This window comes from Proteiniclasticum sp. (genome assembly GCF_032054185.1).
Lineage (GTDB): Bacteria > Bacillota > Clostridia > Clostridiales > Clostridiaceae > Proteiniclasticum.
This window is the reverse complement of sequence record NZ_DAMBTF010000024.1, coordinates 22,226-43,286: the sequence shown is the minus strand read 5'-3', so window position 1 is coordinate 43,286 and position 21,061 is coordinate 22,226. Positions and strand designations below refer to the sequence as shown.

Annotated in this window: 24 protein-coding genes; 3 read left to right on the top strand and 21 right to left on the bottom strand. The window is 42.0% G+C overall.

What is annotated here, in order from left to right; all coding sequences use genetic code 11:
- Positions 1-268: 268 nt before the first annotated feature.
- From RTX25_RS12005 to RTX25_RS11940, 14 genes are all read right to left on the bottom strand, one after another.
- Complete coding sequence (locus tag RTX25_RS12005; RefSeq protein ID WP_312654000.1) at positions 269-2,290, bottom strand: ABC transporter permease; 2,022 nt, start codon at positions 2,288-2,290, stop codon at positions 269-271.
- Positions 2,280-3,047 carry an ABC transporter ATP-binding protein gene (locus RTX25_RS12000; RefSeq protein WP_312653994.1) on the bottom strand — a complete coding sequence of 256 codons (768 nt, stop codon included), beginning with the start codon at positions 3,045-3,047 and terminating at the stop codon, positions 2,280-2,282. The genes RTX25_RS12005 and RTX25_RS12000 overlap by 11 nt, the downstream gene beginning before the upstream one ends.
- 14 nt (positions 3,048-3,061) lie before the next feature.
- A complete protein-coding gene (locus tag RTX25_RS11995) occupies positions 3,062-3,472 on the bottom strand; it encodes a hypothetical protein (protein ID WP_312653992.1) in 411 nt (136 codons plus the stop codon).
- 164 nt (positions 3,473-3,636) lie between these two features.
- A complete protein-coding gene (locus tag RTX25_RS11990; RefSeq protein ID WP_312653990.1) occupies positions 3,637-4,650 on the bottom strand; it encodes a sensor histidine kinase in 1,014 nt (337 codons plus the stop codon).
- Positions 4,647-5,318, bottom strand: coding sequence for a response regulator transcription factor (locus RTX25_RS11985; protein WP_312653988.1), 672 nt, complete (start codon positions 5,316-5,318; stop codon positions 4,647-4,649). The genes RTX25_RS11990 and RTX25_RS11985 overlap by 4 nt, the downstream gene beginning before the upstream one ends.
- A gap of 45 nt (positions 5,319-5,363) precedes the next feature.
- Positions 5,364-6,134 (bottom strand): ABC transporter permease, encoded by a 771-nt coding sequence (locus tag RTX25_RS11980; RefSeq protein ID WP_312653986.1) that lies wholly within the window; start codon positions 6,132-6,134, stop codon positions 5,364-5,366.
- A 2-nt stretch (positions 6,135-6,136) separates the two neighbouring features.
- Positions 6,137-6,763 carry an ATP-binding cassette domain-containing protein gene (locus tag RTX25_RS11975; RefSeq protein WP_312653984.1) on the bottom strand — a complete coding sequence of 209 codons (627 nt, stop codon included), beginning with the start codon at positions 6,761-6,763 and terminating at the stop codon, positions 6,137-6,139.
- Between the two features lie 137 nt (positions 6,764-6,900).
- Positions 6,901-7,923 (bottom strand): DUF523 and DUF1722 domain-containing protein, encoded by a 1,023-nt coding sequence (locus RTX25_RS11970; protein WP_312653982.1) that lies wholly within the window; start codon positions 7,921-7,923, stop codon positions 6,901-6,903.
- 76 nt (positions 7,924-7,999) lie between these two features.
- Positions 8,000-9,304, bottom strand: a complete 1,305-nt coding sequence (locus tag RTX25_RS11965) for a DUF2254 domain-containing protein (protein WP_312653981.1) — start codon at positions 9,302-9,304, stop codon at positions 8,000-8,002.
- A 123-nt stretch (positions 9,305-9,427) separates the two neighbouring features.
- Entirely contained in the window at positions 9,428-10,270 is an 843-nt protein-coding gene (locus RTX25_RS11960; protein ID WP_312653979.1) for a nitroreductase family protein, read from the bottom strand.
- A 20-nt stretch (positions 10,271-10,290) separates the two neighbouring features.
- Entirely contained in the window at positions 10,291-10,842 is a 552-nt protein-coding gene (locus tag RTX25_RS11955) for a GNAT family N-acetyltransferase (protein WP_397428553.1), read from the bottom strand.
- Positions 10,843-10,916: 74 nt separating this feature from the next.
- Complete coding sequence (locus tag RTX25_RS11950; protein WP_312653976.1) at positions 10,917-12,098, bottom strand: hypothetical protein; 1,182 nt, start codon at positions 12,096-12,098, stop codon at positions 10,917-10,919.
- The gene (locus RTX25_RS11945) at positions 12,079-13,176 is read right to left on the bottom strand and encodes a DUF58 domain-containing protein (protein WP_312653974.1); all 1,098 of its coding nucleotides are present in this window, start codon (positions 13,174-13,176) and stop codon (positions 12,079-12,081) included. Before RTX25_RS11945 ends, RTX25_RS11950 begins: the two co-directional genes overlap by 20 nt.
- Complete coding sequence (locus tag RTX25_RS11940; RefSeq protein ID WP_312653972.1) at positions 13,176-14,120, bottom strand: MoxR family ATPase; 945 nt, start codon at positions 14,118-14,120, stop codon at positions 13,176-13,178. The genes RTX25_RS11945 and RTX25_RS11940 overlap by 1 nt, the downstream gene beginning before the upstream one ends.
- A 331-nt stretch (positions 14,121-14,451) precedes the next feature.
- Between RTX25_RS11940 and RTX25_RS11935 the strand changes: the two genes are divergently transcribed.
- Positions 14,452-15,048 carry a hypothetical protein gene (locus tag RTX25_RS11935; protein WP_312653970.1) on the top strand — a complete coding sequence of 199 codons (597 nt, stop codon included), beginning with the start codon at positions 14,452-14,454 and terminating at the stop codon, positions 15,046-15,048.
- A gap of 86 nt (positions 15,049-15,134) precedes the next feature.
- Here the strand turns inward: RTX25_RS11935 and RTX25_RS11930 are convergent, their stop codons facing one another.
- The 4 genes from RTX25_RS11930 to RTX25_RS11915 form a co-directional block, all read right to left on the bottom strand.
- Entirely contained in the window at positions 15,135-15,665 is a 531-nt protein-coding gene (locus tag RTX25_RS11930; protein ID WP_312653968.1) for a CPBP family intramembrane glutamic endopeptidase, read from the bottom strand.
- Positions 15,666-15,674: 9 nt separating this feature from the next.
- The gene (locus RTX25_RS11925) at positions 15,675-15,830 is read right to left on the bottom strand and encodes a hypothetical protein (protein ID WP_312653966.1); all 156 of its coding nucleotides are present in this window, start codon (positions 15,828-15,830) and stop codon (positions 15,675-15,677) included.
- Positions 15,831-15,943: 113 nt separating this feature from the next.
- Positions 15,944-16,903, bottom strand: coding sequence for a zf-HC2 domain-containing protein (locus tag RTX25_RS11920; RefSeq protein WP_312653964.1), 960 nt, complete (start codon positions 16,901-16,903; stop codon positions 15,944-15,946).
- Positions 16,900-17,391 (bottom strand): sigma-70 family RNA polymerase sigma factor, encoded by a 492-nt coding sequence (locus RTX25_RS11915; RefSeq protein ID WP_312653962.1) that lies wholly within the window; start codon positions 17,389-17,391, stop codon positions 16,900-16,902. Before RTX25_RS11915 ends, RTX25_RS11920 begins: the two co-directional genes overlap by 4 nt.
- Before the next feature lie 223 nt (positions 17,392-17,614).
- Between RTX25_RS11915 and RTX25_RS11910 the strand changes: the two genes are divergently transcribed.
- Positions 17,615-18,085 carry a hypothetical protein gene (locus tag RTX25_RS11910; RefSeq protein ID WP_312653960.1) on the top strand — a complete coding sequence of 157 codons (471 nt, stop codon included), beginning with the start codon at positions 17,615-17,617 and terminating at the stop codon, positions 18,083-18,085.
- 566 nt (positions 18,086-18,651) lie between these two features.
- Here RTX25_RS11910 and RTX25_RS11905 read toward each other — a convergent pair.
- Positions 18,652-19,077, bottom strand: coding sequence for an SRPBCC domain-containing protein (locus RTX25_RS11905; RefSeq protein WP_312653958.1), 426 nt, complete (start codon positions 19,075-19,077; stop codon positions 18,652-18,654).
- A 429-nt stretch (positions 19,078-19,506) separates the two neighbouring features.
- On the opposite strand from RTX25_RS11905, the gene RTX25_RS11900 reads away from it, so the two are divergent.
- Positions 19,507-19,770, top strand: a complete 264-nt coding sequence (locus RTX25_RS11900) for a GlsB/YeaQ/YmgE family stress response membrane protein (RefSeq protein WP_312653956.1) — start codon at positions 19,507-19,509, stop codon at positions 19,768-19,770.
- A gap of 74 nt (positions 19,771-19,844) precedes the next feature.
- Here RTX25_RS11900 and RTX25_RS11895 read toward each other — a convergent pair whose 3' ends face one another.
- Positions 19,845-20,408: a dihydrofolate reductase family protein gene (locus tag RTX25_RS11895; RefSeq protein ID WP_312653954.1), complete on the bottom strand. Its 564-nt coding sequence runs from the start codon at positions 20,406-20,408 to the stop codon at positions 19,845-19,847.
- Positions 20,409-20,522: 114 nt separating this feature from the next.
- Positions 20,523-21,017, bottom strand: coding sequence for an ATP-binding protein (locus RTX25_RS11890; RefSeq protein WP_312653952.1), 495 nt, complete (start codon positions 21,015-21,017; stop codon positions 20,523-20,525).
- Between the last annotated feature and the right edge of the window lie 44 nt (positions 21,018-21,061).

The following is a 21,061-nucleotide window of genomic DNA, read 5'->3' as shown; positions in this document are numbered from 1 at the left end:
TATATCATAAATATATTATAAAATGAAGCAAAAAAAGAAAAGCAGTCAAAGTTTTCAACTCTAACTACTTTGTCTACAGTCTGGAAGGGATTCAATAGAATCCCTTTTAATATCCTCAATTTCCAATACTACTTTCATACAGACCAAAAAAAGGCAGCGGTAACAGGAGCTTTTCCTGGTACCGCTGCCTTGTCTGTCTTGGTTCCATGTTGTTCCGGTATATTCTTAAGAAAGCGTTACAGTGCTGTCCTTTAACTGCTGTCTTTCCTTACTCACGGGCTCTGATGATATTCTTGAAGCCTGTGTAGGTTGTATAGAAATAGCCTCCATAGATGACAGCTAGTGCTGCACCTATGAGCAGCAGTGAACTGCCTACAATCCCCTGAGTATAGTTTCTGAAGATCACATTTACGGCGATAATGCCTACTGCTGAGTGAATGACCGCAAGCAGCATCGGTACACCGAAGTAGATGGCATTCTGAAAGAGTATTGCCTGGCTGATCTGCTTCTCCGTAGCCCCGATTTTCTTCAGGGTCTTGTAGCGCTCAACACTTTCATTGGCATCGGAGAGCTGCTGAAGAGCCAGAACTGCTGCACTGGACAGGAGGAACACGATGCCTAGGTAAACACCTAAAAATACAATGAGGGTCGTTGCCCCATATACTCTTGCATGAACCTCATCTATGGTGTTGCCAAAGGCAAGAACGAGCTTGTCATCTATATGTCTGAAGGTCTCATAGTCCTCAGAAAGGCCCATGAATTTCTCCTCCGACTGCTCATAAGTACTCTTGTCAAATACTGCATTGTATCCCGTACTCAGTCTTGTCATGGCACCGGGCACATCATCTGGAACGATGAAGTAGAAGAAATCAAGAACAGTGGCTGTTGTCATGATGTTTTCCTTCACCGGTTCATCATTTATGATTTCATAGACTGCGCCTTCAATAGTAACGGTGTTTTCTTTCTTCATGAACTCATTTAAAGCGCTGTTCAAGTGGCCATAATTAGAGACAAGAAGAACTTCATTCTCCCCAAGTGCTACGGTTTTCTGATTTCTGAGCTTCTGAATCTCATTATAGTCCGACAGCTTCACAGCGGAGATTTCCCCATCCATGTAGTCTTTCTGCATATCTTCCCATTCTTCTTCGGTGGCATAGCTTTTCAGAAGATCCTCTGTCGTTACGGGAAGTTCATAGATGCTGAAGAAACTGTGCTTTTCAGTCTCATCGAAGCTGAACCCGATGGTGTCAAGGTATCCTTCCATGTCGTACTGCCCCTCATTGTTCTCGTCAAGAAGCCAGCCTGATGCATCGAAGGAGATATTCCCCTCGATCATCTTGTCGTAGCTTCCCTTATAGCCGAACATGGTGAAAAGAAGTGTTATGGTGAGAAAGAGCATGAGACAGATGGCGGACATGGAGAGAAAGTTCGAGTTGATCTTGTTGTGCACCTGACGAAGAACGAAGATTCGAAGACTCTTAAGATAAAGTCCTTTCTGTCTCTGCATCCAGTGGATGAAGAAGCTCGAAAGACTGAAGAAAAAGAGCAGCGTTCCGAATACGCCAAGAAGGATGGAAACGGCGATGAGCACACTTTCTGTCAGCAGTCCGATCTTCAAAACCAGAACGTATGCCGTAATGAGCATCACTATGGATAAAACGAAAAGCACTATGGATGAAGCCATGCTCTTCAGCTTCATCTCCTCATTCTTCTTTCCCGCATTGAGAAGATCGATGAGCTTATATCTTCTTATGGTCAGCTGATTGAGTATGACCACAAGGAAAAATATGATGCCAAAGTACGCGGCCGATTTCATAACGGCTTCCGGTGAAACGGTAAACCGATAGCCTTCAAGGCTTACACCGAGAAGCCTCCCTGTGATCTCGGACAGACCCTGGGACACGATGATGCCAAGAAGTATTCCTGCAATGAGGGAAATGAGTCCGATAAGGAGCGTCTCCAGGAATAGGATCTTTGAAATGGAAGTCTTAGGCATTCCAAGGGTCATGTAGATCCCCAGCTCCTTCTTCCTCTTTTTGATGAGAAAATGATTGGCATAGGTGATGAGCCCGGCAAGAATGACGCTCACAAAAATGGACGTTCCTGCAAGAAATGTGCTCAGAGTCTCCATGAAAGCTCCAGTGCTTTTTCCTAGTGAGAGCATTGTGCTCTGAGTCTCTATGGAATTGAAGCTGTAGAAAATACAGACGGCAAGCGTCAGCGTGATGAAATAGATGCCATAATCCTTATAGCTTCTTTTGACATTGTTTCTGGCTATCTTAAATAACATCACCGATATCACCTCCAAGCAAAGTCACAACTTCAATGATTTTATTGAAGAATTCCTTTCTGCTGTCCTTCCCTCGGATGAGTTCATTGAAGATCCGCCCATCCTTGATGAACAGGATTCTCTTTGCGTAGCTTGCTGTGAACGCATCATGGGTGACCATAAGTATCGTTGATAGAAGCTCTCCATTGAGCTTCTCGAAAGAGCTCAATAGAAGCCTTGAAGATTTGGAATCAAGCGCACCTGTGGGTTCATCCGCAAGGATGAGAGACGGCTCTGAAATGAGGGCTCTTGCTGAAGCCACTCTCTGCTTCTGACCTCCGGACATCTGGAAAGGATACTTTTTCAGTACATCTCTGATCTCCAGCTTCTCTGCTGCAGCCTGGATTCTATTATGGATTTCATCAGGTGCGATATTCTGTATGGTCAGTGCAAGGGCAATGTTCTCATAGGCGGTCAGGGTATCCAGCAGATTGAAGTCCTGAAAGATAAACCCCAGCTCCTTCTGACGGAAGGATTCAAGTTTCTTTCCCTTAAGCTCCGTGATGTCCACATCACTGATCCTGATGTGACCCGTTGTCACCTTATCAATGGTGGAGATGCAGTTAAGCAGTGTCGTCTTTCCGCTTCCTGATGGCCCCATGATGCCCACGAATTCTCCCTTGTCCACTGTAAAGCTGATGTTGTCTATGGCTTTTGTGATGTTCCCTTTGTTGCCGTAGTATTTTTCGATTTTGTCCACCTTCAGTATGTTTTTCATTTTTTCACCTCCTCCTATTTCTTCACTTCGAACAGTACTTTAGTTTCCATGACATCATTTCCTTTTGCATAGATCCCTACGCCATAGATGCCTTCTTCCAGACCTTCCGGTACTGAAAGCTCAGCGGTGAAATTTCCGTCTTCGATTTTAACCGCTTCCTCAAGATATCTGTTCCCTGTACGGATTTCACCTTTATACCAGATGACATGAGCTTCCTTTACCCAGAACCTGTTTCCTTTTGCGGTGAAGTACACGGTATCATCGGATTTTAATAAGGTGGTGCTTTCCAAAGCTTTTCCTTCTGCGGGCATCTCATTTGTGACCACACCATCTATAATTTTCGGACCATTCACATACTGATGACCGAAGTAGAACGCACCCATAAGTAAAAGTACGGATAATACGGCAATAACTGATTTTTTCATAATTTATTCCTCCTGATCTATTTGCTGATTTCAGTTTATCAGGAGTGCACTATTGTACCTATCGATGTACCTTTCATGAAAGTGACATTTCTGAAAGGTTAGAAAAAACGGATTCAAGGAGAGGGAATCATCCGCCTCCCTGAATCCGAAGTAAACTAAATCATCTAATCCTTGGGGTTAAGGCTTCCAAGGGGAAAGACGATCTGAACCGTTGTTCCTGCCCCTTGCTCTGATTCTATATTCAGTCCCAGACCCAGCTGCTCCGTCAGTTTTCTGCAAAGGTACAGTCCCATTCCCGTGGACCTTCCGAAAGCTCTGCCAGTCTCGCCTGTAAATCCCTTATCAAAGACTCTGCCAAGATCCTTCTCATCGATGCCGATTCCATTGTCCTTCACCGCAAGCACTACACTTTCAGGGTTTCTTCTGGTATAGACCTGTATGGATCCCTCACCGCTCTTTGTATACTTGACGGCATTACCGACGATCTGATTCAGGATGTATTCCAGCCATTTTATGTCTGAAAACACGGTGAATGATACTTCTTCCATGTCGATGGATATTCCTTTACGGATAAAGTCGGAAGCATTTCTTCTGATCACTCTTTTCACCAGATTGGAAAGATCGATTTCGCGGATGAGATAGTCTTTCCCGACATTGCTGCTCCTCGCGTAGTAGAGCACCTCCTCCACATAGTCTTCAATCTTCTTCATCTCGCTCCCTATGCTTTTCCCGGCTTTGCTTTCATTGTTGTCCAGGATGAGTCCGATGGAAGCCATGGGTGTCTTGATTTCATGAACCCAGGTTTCAATGTATTCCCGATAATCCTGTTCAAGATCTCTGTAGTGTTTCACATGTTCATGCATATCCTTTGATATTTCACTCAGACCTTCATACAAGATTTTTCCTTCAAGAAATTCAGGTTCTCTCATCACCTCAGGCAGAAGATACTTCTGATCCATTGTGTCCACAAGATCCCGAAATTCATCATAGAACTTTCTGTATTTGACATACTCCATGAAGAGATAGGAAAATAACGGGAAAAACCAGAGGATGAAGATGAGGAGGATGAGTCCCATGTTCATTTCAAAGAGAAGAAGAATTCCAGTCAGAACCAGAAAAATAAGGGTATTGATAAGTAGAAAGAGTGATCTGTCTTTGAGATAATCACTCATCTTCATGGCAGGATGTACCCAAGGCCGCGTCTTGTTTCAATATTCTCTTTCATCCCCGCTTCTTCCAGTTTTTTCCTTAGTCTTGTGACATTGACGGAAAGGTTGTTGTCATCGACAAATATATCCGAGTCCCACATGAAATTCATAAGCTCCTCTCTGGATACGATCTTCCCTTTGCTTCTCATCAGGCAGGAAAGGATCTTCAGCTCATTCTTCGTCAGCTCATAGCTTTCCCCTTTATAGCTCATGGTTCCATTTGCAAGATTCACTTTCAGGTCATGATAAAAGAGGGCTTCCTGAGCATTTCCCGCCCCTTTGGATCTTCTTAAGAGGGCTTCGATTCTTGCAAGGAGGATCTGCGTATTGTATGGCTTCGTCACAAAATCATCCGCCCCAAGATTCATGCTCATGAGCTCATCCACCTCGAGATTTCTGCTGGTCACGATGATGATGGGAACACTTGATTTCTTTCTTATTTCCCGACAGATATAATATCCGTCAAATACAGGTAGATTGATATCAAGAAGGATGAGATCAGGATCTTCTTTCAGAGCAACCTGTACGATATCAGAAAAGCGCTCTGGAGCCGACACCTCATAACCGTAGCGCGTAAGAAAGATCGACAGTTCCTCTCTTATGGTTTCATTGTCTTCAATAATCATGATTCTTGTCATGGGCATTCACATCCTTTTACCCTATCAGTTTATAGGAATTCAACATCAGATGGAGATCTGATTCCGGTCATTATAGAGTGTCTGATAGCCGAAATAAAGCGCCGAAAATACGGCGAGACATACTACTGTAGTAATAGCAATCATGATGGCAATCTGATAAAGGATTGCCGTCATAGGTAGTGTTCCGGAGAGGATCTGCCCGGTCATCATTCCAGGGAGAGAAATGATGCCCATGCCCAGCATAGAGTTCATGGTTGGAAGCAGGGCCGTTTCCAGGGCATTGTTTACAAAGGGAATGAGAATCTTCTTTGGCGTAACGCCTATATAGAGAAGAGACTCCACCCTTGCTCTTTGCGACTTCAGGTTTTCGCTGAAGGTTTTCAGCGCAAGCGTAAGGCCAGTCATGGCATTTCCGAAGATCATTCCGCTTAAGGGAATCGTATACTGAGGATTGAAGAAATCCATTCCCACAACGATCTGTACAAAGAAAAACACAATAAGCGTTCCGGCCCCAGCCAGTGAAAGACCAATGGCGATTTTGAATTTTCTGTTGAGATCTCTGTTTTTCCTGAGCACCCTTATGGTGGCAAAACTCGTCATGGCCACGATATAGGCTACTGTGAATAATGGATGGGGATTCCCGAGGATATAGGTCAGGACTAGTCCTGCAAGAACCAGCTGCACCGTCATGCGGAAACTCGCCAGAAGGAGAAGCTTCGTCTGATCGATCTTCGCTTTCTTCATGATGACAAGAACAACAATAAGTAGAAGGTATATGAGGGCAAACTGCCAGATATTCATTTCCACAACGCCCATATCTAATTCCCCCTCTCGATGGTAATCACATTGTCGGCATAGTTTTCAGCCAGGATCGGATCGTGACTGACCACAATCATCGCCATATCATTCTGCCGAGTAAATTCACTCAGATTTTCCATCAGCACCTTGGATGTATTTCCGTCAAGAGCCGAGGTCGGCTCATCCATGAGGATGACTTTCGGCATGAGGGAAATACATATGGCGATATAGATTCTCTGCCTTTCCCCACCTGACATCTTCACGCAGGACTCCTCAAGAGAAAAGTCCGCATGACAGAGTTTAAGAAACTTCTTTATGGTTTCATCATCCGGTGCTGGAAGATCTCTATAGCTGTAATATTCATGAAAGTTTTCCCTTACTGTAAGATCAAAGAGATAGACGTTCTGTCCGATGAGAATCACTTCTCTTCTGAGCTCTATGGTATCCATCTCCAGTATATCTTTACCGTTATAGAGAATACTGCCCTCATCTGGGCTGAGACTTCCGTTAAGAAGTTTCAAGAGCGTGCTTTTACCAGCACCGCTTGCACCCTTTATGAAGGTCACTCCCCTTCTTCTGATTTCAAGTTTCGGATATTCAAGAATGCCTCCGAATTTAGGCTGATTGATTATAAATACATTCTCCATTTCTTTCCTCACTAAGTTTATTTTCGCACATTCTACATCTATTCTAGCACTGTTTCATTCCATCGTGTCCTTAAAGAGACGGTCCAATACAGAATAAAGCCGAAACTGATCGCTCCGGCTTTAAGTATAGACTAAAATTATTCAGTGATCTCCTCAAGAGGAAGCTCGCCGCTCAATGTGCTTTCAATTTCTTCATCCATCTCGATATCCTCAGGAAGAACCTTCGGCATTCTTCTCTTGTCCCTGTAGATTACTGGAGACGAGGCAAAGAACACTTCCTCTTCAAAAGCTGTTCGCTCCATGAGAAGCAGCTCTTTGGCGATGCTTGTCACATTACGCCTGAAGTCAGGTGAATGGATTCCCTCCACTGTTTCCCCTTTGGTCTTTCTGTAAAACGCATAGTTTTTCCACAGACTGTGGGTGATCTTTGATACCGTGGACGGCTTTCTCAAGGTTTCGAGGATCTCTTTTCTGATTTCCAAAACAGTTTCCTCTTCCACGATCTTGCCGAGATCCGCAAGTCTTCTGCCCATCTTCCTTGCCCATTCATCATCGATTTCCTGGCAAAGGAACTTCACCACATACCAGGCTCTGTAAAGATCATCCTTGGTGCTTAGCGGTAGGGTTTTGAACCAGTGAAAAGCGAGAAGCCTTCTTCTCCAGTCCCACCACTTGATCGGACTCTGAACATCAGTTGCCGGAATAAGAAACATTTCCTCTTCAAGAAGCATGGCACCGAAGATTCCAGGCGGATTTCCTCTTTTCTGCTTCTTCAGTGAAGTGCGGTAGACCCCACATGTAGGGCTTCCATCCATGTAGATGTATGCTGAGGCATTGGATCTTTTGAGGGTATCAAGGCAGGTTGTGCAGCCAAGTTTCACCTCTTCTGTGACATCTCTTCCTCTTCTGTTCTTGACCAGGGCCTCACCCAGCCAGACCATGGCACCGTCTCCTCCGGATAGATGAATAGGATCTCTTGGCACACCAAGACCCGCCATGGTTTCAGCACAGACCGGACACCAGTTGAAATCGGATTTTTCTCTGCCCAGATTTTCAAGCATATCCCATCCTTTATTGTTGTATCTTACAGGACTGCCCATACAGCAGGCACTGATTCCGATGGTGATTTTTTCATGAATGACGACATTTTTCTTTTCCATTTCATTCATTCCCCGTTTCATCTTTATTTTGCTCTGATCCGTTATTTTTATCAGTTGGCTTTTAAGGAGCAGAGAATCATTCGTCTTTGTATCGTAGTCTGATTTCTTCAAGTTCTTTGTCGATCATTTTCTGATCCAAGGATTCATAGGGTTTCTTCATAAGAATATTTCTCAGGTAACCGATGTGTTCCATTATGAACTGCCTGCTTCTTGAGTCGGCGCGTTCAAGAATATGCCTGTGGGCTTTGATTACTGCAAGCATGACATAAATATCTCCCTGACCGTAATGGATAATCTGGTTGAAGGTATCGGAGAGAATCATATCCAGATCATAGCTTTCACGGTAAAGTGCGGAAAGATTTTCTTCCTCTTCATCTCTTACCAGAATATAACCCACTTTCAGTGAAGCCAGTTCACGAAGAAGAAGTCCCAGGTCTCTTATGCACTGTATCGCGGTGTTGGGATCGTTTATCCCTGGAGACAGCGCTTTTAGCGCCACTTCTACAAGCTTCTGGATGGAGAAGCTGAAATCCTGTATTTCGGTTCGTCTCTCCCCGATATCAATAGCTTCACCGATCTGATCTTTCAGATTATCGTCCAGTGAACTGTTTCGGTCATAATAGATTTTCGCCACCGTATCCTCATCAGTCACAAACTGACCCGGAAGCTTGTCAAAGATGAGCAGAATCCTCTTTTCCTTTGCAATCTCAAAGAGCCTGTTGTAGTCAACTTCCTGAATGTAGCCACTCAAAGGACTCTTTATGCGAATCTTCACTTCGATATTGTCTATGGCCTCCCGATCATACGTCTCATAAGCCTCAACTTCTTTTCTGTACCCTTCAATGTCACGTCTTGCCTTATCATATAGTCTGTCGATGATGTTGCTCGCCTGAATGTACTTTCCAACATTATTGATATAGAGGATGAAGTTGATGAGCCCCACGACGATATAGAAAACCCCGAATGTTCCGGCAAGAATCCTGTAATCTGACAGTACATCGCGGATAAAAAGCAGAGATATGATGGAATACATAAACCCGCTCACAAATATCCCGAACGTTTTCATGGTGCTCTTCTGGGTCAGAAAATTTTCAACAACTCTTGGTGAGAACTGAGAAGAATACATGGTGAGGACCAGCATGGTCGTTGAAAAGGTAAAGGTCATGATGGTAATGAACGCACTGGCGATGATTGTGAGGACAGTCTTTGCAAGATCCGTGCTTGTTGTGAAAAGGTCCGGGATATAGGGAGAGAGATTGAAAAAAATTCTGGCATCGACAATGATTACCGCAACAGCCATAATCACTGCAAAAACCGTATAAACCACAGGATAGATCCAGATACTTCTTTTTATCCTGTAGATCAGCTTCTTCATCTCCATTACAATCCCTCCCCTTCATGAAGTGCAGCAGGTGAATTTTATGTTTTATATTCTTCTTTTCCAACAACTACTATTATGATATCATAATAATATTTACATATTATGGATAGTGTGGAACTTTTCTTAGAACTCCACCCAGCTGAAAGCATAATGAAAATGATCAGGACATTCAACATCCGGCGGATCAAGATAGGAGATTCTGCCTGGGATTCCTTTCTCGGTCGAGGCCATCTCAAAATGACAGGCTGCTATGCCTAAATCGATCTTCTGGATATCATAGGAAAATGCATCGCTGTATCCTGGTGTTTTAGCCTCATAGAAGTGCCAGACGCCTTCTTTCAGAAGAATTCTCCAGGGCTGCTTGTTGGAAGCTGACGGAGCAAGTCTCACCATTTCAAGGATTCTTTCATATTTATTCGCATTTTTTCCATCCACCGGTTCATTGAATGTATTCATGAAAAAAAGCTCACTCCAGGGTTTTCTCATATCTCCTTTGGCAATGAAACGCACAAGATTATCCGCAATACTTTTATTCTCTTTCGGATAACCTACGGGAGTGATGGCAGGAAAAAGATATCCTTCTTCAATATCCATGGCTTTTTTGAAATCTTCACGTTTAAAAGTTCCACCTAGCCAGCAGGTACCGATATCCTTGTCTGCGCAGTAGAGGATCAGTTTCTCCATTTCATATCCCACAGCTTCAACCTCAAGCGGTTCATCTTTTACTGCCGCTCCGATATAGTTCACTGTACCTTTTATGATGCCGTAGGTACCCAGCGCTTTTCTGTTTCCCTCTGTTTCAAGGAATGAGAACTTCACCTGTTTTCCGAAAGGGTTTGAAAGATCTCTCATATAGGCGAGGATGCCTTCCATATCTTCTTTGGTCAGTGGTTCTTCAAGGTATGTCCTTACTGACTTTCTCTTCTCGATGACAAGCTCTATGGGACTGTTGAATCTGTCTGTCATTTTAGCCACTCCTTATCGATTTACTTTTGCTTTTCGGTATTGTCTCGTATACGTTTCGCCATGAAGATATCGGGTTTTCCGAATCCGTTGGCATCTGGGATGACCCCTACAATCTTATACCCAATCTTCTCATAAAACTCGTAGGGATGGCGATTAAAATTCTGTATTTCCTCAATTTTTCTGAAGGTTTCTTCAAAGAGATCCGTATCACTGAGACTTGTCTGTGATTTCTCATCATCCGTTCCAAGATAGATGGTGATTCCACCACGTATAAAGATCTCTTTTTCAAGTTCCTTGACCAGTTTTTCTCCTATGCCAAGTCCACGATACTTCTCATCCACTACAAGCGGATGAAGTTTCCATCCTGTATGGCCATATTGAGGTATTGCACCGATAAATCCGGCGAGCTCTCCGTTATAGACCGCTTTTAATGAGACTCTGTCCTTTTCCAGACACCTTTTCACCTCTTCCTCTGCATCTTCACTGTAAGCCTGCGGAAACGCGGACGCAAGAAGTATTTCAAGCACCTTGCGGTGCACTTCGTCTTCTTCATTCAGATACTCAATAATCAGCTTATCCATAGATTCCTCCAATAATATTGCCCCAAGCAGTACTGCCTCATATCGCACAGCTTAATCAACTGGGGCTAAGACTTTTCAACATACTCTTTCAGCTTTCTGACTACGCTCTCATCAGCGCTTCTGTCCGTATATCTGTGTTCAGCATAGATATTTCTGATTTCCTCATTGTGTTCATGTACTCTTTCGCCTTTATCACGAACAGTCAGAGAAGTATCATATTTTTCAAGCTTCACCTTTCCTGCCAGATTCTGAAGGTAAATTCTGTAGTAGTAACGGATCTGTTCCCGATATTCAGTCGGATACTTTTCTCTTCTTTTTCTTCTGCCGGAATCTTTTTCATTCATGATGAACTCGCGCACTTCTTCATAAGGAAGCTCCTCGTTTCTTTTCCCTCGTCTTCCTCTGATGAACTTCACCAAAACATAGACGATGATGAGAATCATCAGAATGGAAAAAAGATTTTCCATAAGCGGTGAGCTCTGGATTTCAGCGACAGTCTCCTCAAATGATTCTCCAAAGCCTTCCGGCGGAGCAGCATTTTCAGGATTCTGGTTCTTTGGAAGATTTTTGATGAAGCTTATAAGCTTCTCGTAGAAAAAGAAGACAACCGAAGCAATCAGATACAGCGCTTTAAAGAAGATATCCGAAAATATTCCCGAGAAAGATCTGAAACCCACAAGAAAAACATTTCTGAACTCTTCAATACTTGCCGCAATCGAAAGGACTGATGTTAATCCAAGGTAAAACAGGATATTTCTTCTGTTTCTGTTCTCGTCAAGCCCCGCCTGTCGATGTCTTATAGAGGTAGTGAGAATGATCGTCACAAAAAAATAGAGCAGCATAAAAGGCAGCGCGGCAAGGATCATCCCTCTCCATGATTCTCTCCATATCCCCAGAAGAGCGCTTAGAATCATGAAAACATAGGAGATCTTAAGTCTTAGCGAAACATCTTCCGGATAAAGAGTCCCCATCTTTCTGTAAAAGTATAGGGTGAAAATCACAGAATAGATCACTGTGAAAAATGCATTTTCCTGGGTCACTTCCGTAAAGTAAGGCAGGAAAAACAGTGTGCCCATGAAAAGTGCACCAAAGCGTCCTTCGACTTTCTTCCAGAGAAAGAGTGCAGAAACTGCCATGACATAGACAAGCAGAATCACACCTTTTACCTGAGGGACTTCAAAGAGAACGATGAGCACGGAAAAAGTGAGTGAAACGATGGAAAAGAGTTCAAGTAGCATCATTTCCAAAAATATCCACCCCCTTATAGATTTCAATAGACTTCGGCAGTTTATCCAGATGATCTCCTTGGGCGGTAATGATTACGGTTTTGCCGAAGGATCTGGAAAACTCTTTAAGCGGACGGATATACTCAGGAAGTATTCTCGGAGTAATCAGAATGAACGTCTGAAACATGCCTCTGTTTCTTGCTATGCCTTTCAGTCCATCTTCAAGAGGCATGGATATGATTGTGTTCATCTTCCCCAGAATTTCAAGATATTTACGAAGGTTTTCCCTTGCAAGTCCCGGCGGGTAGTAATACCCCCTCTGACTTCCCGATGGGTTAAAGGCATTGGAGGCAAATCCATAGGAAATCTTCTCTTTTGAAAGCTCTTCCATGACAGATCTTGCCAATACGATGGCTTCCTCGATGGCATCGACCTGAGGATCCTGCCAGAAGGGTTTTGTACTTTCAATATTCAGGTACACCAGAGCACTTTTCTCTTGGGTGAAATCAAACTGTTTTACCATAAGTTTATCGTGCCTAAGAGACGATGCCCAGTGAATATGGCGTTGGGATTCACTGCCTGTATACTCTCTTATCCCGCGGATCATAAGCGGATCATCAATGATCCATCTTCTGACAGAAAACGGTCCATACAGCCCTGCGTAAGGCAGGATCACTTCCTTCAGTTTCTTCTGGAGAGGAAGGATGACCACAGGGATTTTTAGCGGCACCTCCAGATATCTCTGATGAAATCCCAGAAGATCACCGATCTTAAGAGATGTTTCTTCGATATACCACAATCCTCTCTTATTTCCATACAAATGATAAGTTCTCTTCACTCTCTGAAAAGGCAGAAGAAAAAGACTGTAGCTGTTCACTTCCACTGAAAGGGACTTATCGTAGTACTCATCTACCCTTAGAAAAGGAACCGACACGATCTTTCTGTTCTCGATGACAGGTGTCATGATGATCTCTTCACCGATCTCATAGACCTTCTTATCGGTTTTCGTGCTGTAGTTGAGATGACCTGCACTGAAACTGTAGAGGAGTTCATTGATGACGAGTGTCAGGATGAGAAGGCCAAGAAACACCCAGATCATCAGCTCTCCTCCAGATTTTCTAGAGGCACAGGTATCTGCTTTATGATCATCCTTATTCTCTCAACGGTATCCTCTATGCTGTTTCCGTCATCCAGCAGTATTCTGTGATTTAAGGTATGAACAGCCATCGCCTGTATGTCCTCAGGAAGGATGAAGTCTCGTCCTTCAAGGGCGGCTTTCACTTGGGACGCGCGATATAGTGCAATGGACCCTCTTGGACTTACCCCAAGACTGATTTCATCTGATTCTCTTGTCGCCCTGACAAGATCAAGGAGATAATCCATGACTTCGGTGCTGATTTGCACCTTGCAGATTTCTTCCATGATCTGACTGATATCCTCTTCCCGGATTACTGACTCCAGATGCTCAAGCACCTTTCCTACCGTATTCAGTAGGATGATTCTTTCTTCTTCCTTGGTCGGATAACCCAGCCTGATTCTCATAAGAAACCTGTCCATCTGAGCTTCAGGCAGAGGGAATGTGCCGTAAGACTCCACCGGATTCTGCGTGGCCAGAACCATAAACGGTTTTTTCAGTTTCCTTGTTGTTCCATCTACGGTGATCTGTCTCTCTTCCATGGCTTCAAGTAGTGCAGCCTGTGTTCTTGGCGTTGCACGGTTGATCTCATCTGCAAGAATAATGTTCGAAAACAGCGGACCCTCCCTGAACTCAAAATCCTTCTCCTTCTGATTGTAGAAACTGACACCTGTAATATCACCAGGAAGAAGATCGGGGGTAAACTGTATTCTTTTAAACGGTAGATCCAGAGTCTTCGAGAAAGACCTCACCATCACGGTCTTGCCCATACCTGGAAGATCTTCCAGAAGGATATGCCCTTCCGCCAGAAATGCAATGAGAAGAAGCTCTATCTCCTCATTTTTCCCGATAATCACCTTCCCTACATTTTCAATCACTTTTCTTTTAAATCCCACAATATGTTCCATGATTCCTCGCTTTCAGCCGTCAAGCTGATCTGTTATTTTCCGTTCATTTCAGAACGTTCTGTTATTGTTTAATTTTATCTTAATATTGAGGCTTTTGGAATGGACATTCACATCTATATGCTAAGATTCTATGAAAATACTATATATGGAAACCAGGCTTTGTTTCAGAGTGCTCATTATCGATTAAAAATGATAAAGATTACTTAAAAACAGCCAAAATCCCGAAGAAGTTCGGGGTTTATTAGGGAAAGAATCCGATATAATAAAATGACGAGAACTTTACACTGTTTGATGAATGATTCAGAGGATCCATATAAGGGGAGAAAATAAATTGAAAAACAGCAAAATCTTTCTGATATCCATGTTGATCCTGTCACTGATGTTCATTCTGTTTCTCTCTGGTAACGGGTTTAAAGATAAACCCGCCTTATCCTTCTCCAGTGACTATGAACACAACTATTTTGTCATCAAGGAAAAAGTGCAGAAGAAGTACTCTCTTGAAAGCAGGCACATCAAAATGATTTCCACAGATACCATAGATGACATCTCTTTTGTTCTCTTCACATTCATGGATGATGACTACTGCTATATCGGAGATCTGTCCTATACCTCCGACTCTGAAACGGAAACGAAAATCCAGCCTGATATGATCATTTCGCTTACTGTGCATCCGGTCAATGACAGTGATACCCCCTTTACTGTCAGAAAAAGTATGATTACTGAAAATCAGAAGGATTACTGCTTCTATTATGGATGGATCAACAATATGCACATTGATGAAATTGATTTCGACTTTTCCGATCAGTCTGTAAACGTAGATACACAGGGTAAGAAGTATTATTCTCTTCTGAGAAACAGTAACCAGAAAACCGATAAAATAGCAGCCTTTGATCTGAAACATTCAATCATTCATGAATTTATAAACTGAGATCATTAAGATGATCTCGGCACAGCATAAACCCTTACTGTTCTTGCTATAAGATCAGTAAGGGTTTTATTTTATAAGAAATTCCTCTATAGAAACTTCACTAGAAGAACAATCATTCCATCATATAGACCATGAGCTATGATGAGTGATATGATCGTGCAGCTCTTTATCTTCTCTCTGAAATAGCAGAACATCATCCCCATGCAGAACGTCATGATGATCTGAAGGACATTTCCGTTAAAGACATGAAAGAACCCGAAAAGAATTGAGGAAAGTATAATGGCAGTGCTGCGGGATCCGCTAAGGAGAACAATCTTATTGAAAATGTAACCTCGAAAGACAAGTTCTTCAGCAAGAGCAACCCCTATGATGGAATATATAAATTCAAAGACAAACTGCCAGGGCATAGTATAGGAGGTGCTGCCCACCATATACTCTAATCCCAAAAGTATGGGTATCAAAATAAGAACTACAGTCATAGCCAAAGCCAGAATAATACCTGTTTGTATCTGACGCCAGAGCTTTATCTCTGAAATGAAAAAATCGCTGAGTTTCTCACGATTTCTTTTCATGAGCATAAGTGGGACAAGAAAGATTCCCCACTGTGAAACAATCATTACCGCCATTCACGGTATAAGTGGGATGTCCCTTAGGATATTCTGATTGAACAGAACAAGTCCGTATAGAGATATAAAAACACCGATGACTGCTATAATCAACCTGACCCTCTCTTTAGAAAGATTATCTGATTTTTCTTCTATTTTGCGATCATTTCTGATCATGGCCTTCTCCTCCGATACTTTAAAATATATAGAATTTACCGGTTTAATATATACTCTAATTTATTATATTACAAACTTTTGTCTTCGACTGCTATATCTTTAATCATCTTCAATCAGTCTGTCAGAAAATATCTTGTCATGATCGCACCAAAACCAAGAACAATAATGATGAGTATATTCATCATGAACAGTTCCATCTTGAATATATTGTGATCAATCTCCTCTATATCACCATCCTGCAGTCTGTATTCCTCGGTTATTTCATTTCCCTGCAGATCGTAAAGAGATGAACCTGTGAGGAAGTGATTATAGATTTCATGCTCTGCTGTATCCATAAGAAGATTCGTAAGTTCTGATTCTTTTAAAATCAGCAGGAACTGCTGATTTTTGACATTGAATTTTACAGGCTGTATCACACGATGATCGGATAAATAACCCGGACTTGTGTAAGTGCTGAAATCCAGTGCATACTGGCTCACTTCTGACGGCAGATTGTATCCGCTTACGGCAATATAGTTCTCATCCTTCAGTTTAAGACGATAATACTCTACCACCGCCTGGTACTCCGAGGATTGGATATTTGCCTGGACGATCCGGTATTTCTGATTCATACCTCTGACAAACTTAGCAACTCCATTTACAGATTCACGTTCTTCATCTTTAAATGAAGCAATGAGGATGCCGTCGATTTCTCTGGTTTCCAGCACATAGGCCTCAATGTCATCTCCTACCCATTTTATATATTCTGTAATTCCATGGGAGAGATCAGCTTTATCAATTGTATACTTGTATTCGCTCCCGTAAATCATATATGAAGCAAGAAGTGCGAGAATGATACTCACAGCCGCTGCTATAAGCTTTGTTCTTTTCACTTTCTTTAGAAAGTGAAGCTCGATTACAGGAAGTTTCTTTGGGGATTCGATTTCTGCCTTCATCTGATTATGAATCAACAGGCAATTCTCGCAGCTTGAAAGATGTTCTTCCACGATTCTATCAGTCTCGCCACTGGTCATGTTTTCTAAATAATTTGGTAAAAGATCCTGGACCATACTGCATTTTACTTCATACTTCATTCTCTTTCCTCCTCACTCATCAGTTTCTGCTTTCCTCTGTAGAAAATCACTCTAGCCCAAGTCTCATTTCTCATCATAATCTCACCGATTTCACGGAAACTGAGTTCTCCCGTTAGTCTGAGATAGATCACTTCACGCGTTTTCTCATCCAGATGCCTGATCTTCTGGTAGAGAGCGATCTTTATATCCGATTCTATGACAGATTCCTGGAGATTCTCTGAGGAAGGTATAAGATCAGACATCTCTTCTACAAAGCCTTCTGTGAATCTGTTTCTTCTTTTATATTCCTTATACCAGAGATGCTTTGCAATCTGGCAGAGCCAGACAGACACCTTGCTTTCTCCTCTAAAACGATCAAAAGTCTTAACGGCCTGATAGAAGGTTTCCTGAGTCAGTTCCTCTGAGACATCCGCATCCTGCGTAAGGGTAAACAGGTATTTATACACAGTCTGAAAATATTCACTGTAAATCTTATCAATGCCCTTCACTCAATCACCTCCTACTAATATGTGTCTCAATTCTTTCATTCGTTACAGAAATTAAATAAATTATCTCTCCATAACAATATACCACTGTCTGGTTAGTTATGATAATTGATAATGAATACATATCATTGAAGTTATTTTCAAGCAAAGATCGATCAAGAAGAATTCAGAAGGAACCAAGGACGGTAAGGTTCTTCTCATCATCCACTTCGTGGTGCCTTAGTACATGCTTGCATTCATCCGGGAAGCGAACACTTCCCGGTCTGTGACTGAAGTATTCAACGTTCTATTCGAAGAACTTGGTCTAGAGGATTTTAAGGAGATATTTTCCGTGCTGTTTGGAGACAATGGCAGCGAGTTTTCCAAGCCCTCAACCATTGAATATACACCGGACGGAATTCTTCGTTCTCGTGTGTTCTTCTATGATCCCCATGCACCATACCAGAAAGGCGCAGCAGAAAACAATCACACTCTCCTTCGTCGGATCATCCCGAAAGGGACTTCGTTCGACGGATTTAATCAGGAACACATTACACTATTAATGAATCCCGTGAACTCCTACATCCGGAAAAACCTGGGAGACAAGTCTCCCTACGAAGCATTTACGGATATCTACGGAGATGATTTCGTAAAGAAGATGGGTGCAGAACTTATCTCACCCGATAAAGTCATAATGCACCCATCTCTACTTAAATAATATTGACCAGAGGCATCATCTGCATCTGATTATCGCACAAGAACACGGGGTGGAATTTACTCTTGCAAAAAGTTAGCGAAATTCGACCTTCGGTTTCCCATACCCAAAAAGACTCAGTTTTGTGCTGCTGATCAGATATATTGTACTACTAAACTGGCCATATTGGATAGAACAAACAAAAGAAAAAACCACTGAAATCAGGCCATCTCTCGATTCCGACTTCAGTGGAAGTTACTATTACAAACTGGAAGTTACTTTTTCAATTGACCTTAATTTGTTAAAGTATTTTTGTTTCAGTTAATATATTATAAATAAGTCTTTAATTAAACTTGATATTTATCTATAACTAATATAATATTATAATATTTTGTCCGCTTTTCTTTATCCCATATATTCAACTTGATGTAACAACCTGTTCAAGAGTAACCGCTCTGACATGCTACATCGATTAAAGTAACTTATCTATCTGGTCCATAGAACAGCATATCATTTCACTACAAAAAAAGACCTGCACATTAAATCATTAATCCACTGCGCTGGTCCTCTCATCACCTTATTCCATTAGGCTAAAAATGAGACTCAGTATATTTCATGAAATTATCCAGAATTGCCTGCCATCCGCTCCTCTGCTCCTCTATGGAATGAGAATCTTCCGCTTCGAAGGTCTGTACAACTTCAATCTGATCACCTTGTCGTGTAAAAACAGCATCCACTTTTCTGCCGTCATCCAAAGTGTAGGCAATATGATCTAAAGGCTCAATTTCATCAAACTTGCCGGTAAAATCAAATCCGTAGCTTCCATCCTTGGCTTCCATCCTATATAGGAATTTTCCCCCCACATTCAGATCATTTTCTGCATGGGGCGAGTGCCAGTCATCTGATGCGCTGTTCCATTTCATGATATGTTCCGGATTCGTATAAGAATTCCAGACAGCTTCTTGAGAAGCTTTGACAATGGACCTTATTTCGATTTTTTCTTTGCCATTTTTCATTTTACATGTGTCCTCCTTCGGGAAATCCTCCCATTTCTTTGCACAGATTATACTGTTAAAATTTATCAAATTCCATGACTATGAATGAAAATTCATATAATCAAAAGAATAGTAACAGACCAATCTGACATAGGGACCGTAATGAAATATCTTTTTTCGATATACTTTCTTCCCCAAGGAATCCCGGATTTTTCTCGCTTCTCATTTAGGAACAACATATATAACATTTCAAACCCAAATATCGTTCAATTCTGTGATGATGTAAATGCATATGTTAATAAATCAATGATATTAAATATTAAGTCATAACAATATGCAAACACTTGTAAACAATACACTTATATTGTTGACGATTAAATCTTGTGCAACATATAATGAGTACAGGAACGAATAACATGTTCCATAAAGAAACAGACAGGAGGAAATTTTATGCCAGAAGTAAGCAATATTATTGTTTGGTTAATTTTAGGTGGACTGTCCGGATGGATAGCGAGCATAATCGCAGGAAAGAATGCAAGCATGGGGCTTGTTGCAAATATCATCGTAGGAATCATCGGTGCTTTCATCGGTGGATGGATTGCGGGACTGCTTGGACTCGGACCTGCAACGGGCCTTAATATCTGGAGCTTTATTGTATCCATTATCGGTGCCTTGGTACTGTTATGGATCATAGGACTTGTGAGAAAAAGGTAATCATATACATCATGAAAAGAGCTTAGATGAAAAATCTAAGCTCTTTTTGCAGGTCTTTTTTTCGGTTTCCCAGTTTAAAACATTGAAAATCTATAAACAAGATGCGTTCTTCCTTCGGGAAGTGCAGACTGCTCTATTCTCTCAAGTCTGAGGTCCTCTTTCCCCATGTTTTCAAAGGGTCTGAAACCTTCTCCAAGGAAAATCGGCAGAATATCCACCTGAAGCTCATCAGCTAGTCTTTCCTTCAGGCAAAGCTCTGTTGTAAGTGCGCTCCCAATGATGTTCACATCTTTATCCCCAGCAGCTTCTTTTGCGAGTCTTACCGCTTCTGCAATTCCCTTCGTCACAAAGGTAAATGAGATGCGATCAGTTTCCTTCGGATTCCTTGAGGGCATATTATCCGTAAAGATGAATATCGGCACCTGGTACTCATAGTGATCAGCATAGAGATCAGGATCCTCTGCCATCTCAAATTCTTTTTTCGACATCACAACAGATCCTGTATTTTTTATGGAATCACGCATGTACTCCGTATCTGATAGTGAACCTAGGTCAGGATAAAGCGCATTGACACTTCCATTCATATCTTCAGCGAATCCATCCAGCGAAATCGTTACACCTAGTATGATTTTTCCCATACAAATCACTCCAATCTAAAGTGTTATCTGTTCAGTCATCATAAACCTTCTTCGAGTACAGATTAATTTCACAGTTTCGAAATCTCCACAGCATGAATCCTTATCATGGCCCGATCAGTACCCTTTAATCACAATGATTTCACCCTCATCTTCAGAAGGTTCCTGAAAATGATCAAAGTATAATGAAGCCATTTCTTCAGTAAGTCGAATTTCATTTTTATGATTCCCACTTCTCTTTCGAATTCTATCCATAGCAGTTTCTTTTGGTACCTTGATATAACATATTATGGGCTTTATTCCATATTCACTCAATAAGCTGATGTATTCACTTCTCATTGCAATAGACCAGAAAGAATAATCCAGTACGATATCCGCATTCATTTCTATAAGAGAAATCAGTTTACGGTCTAGAACATCCTTGATTTCTTGAGCGATATTCTCTGGCAGCGGATGATCCGTAATCCCCCTATTGAAGGATTCATCATCATAAGAAAGAATGATCCTTCCCTCTTTTTCCAGTTTCCTTGCATAAGCTGATTTCCCTGACCCCGCCGGACCGCACATCATAATGACCTTGCTTTTTGAGAACTTGTTTGTCCTGTCAATCAACACTTTTCCTCCTCTGCCTGGTTCCAGGTCTTACATCTGAAGAT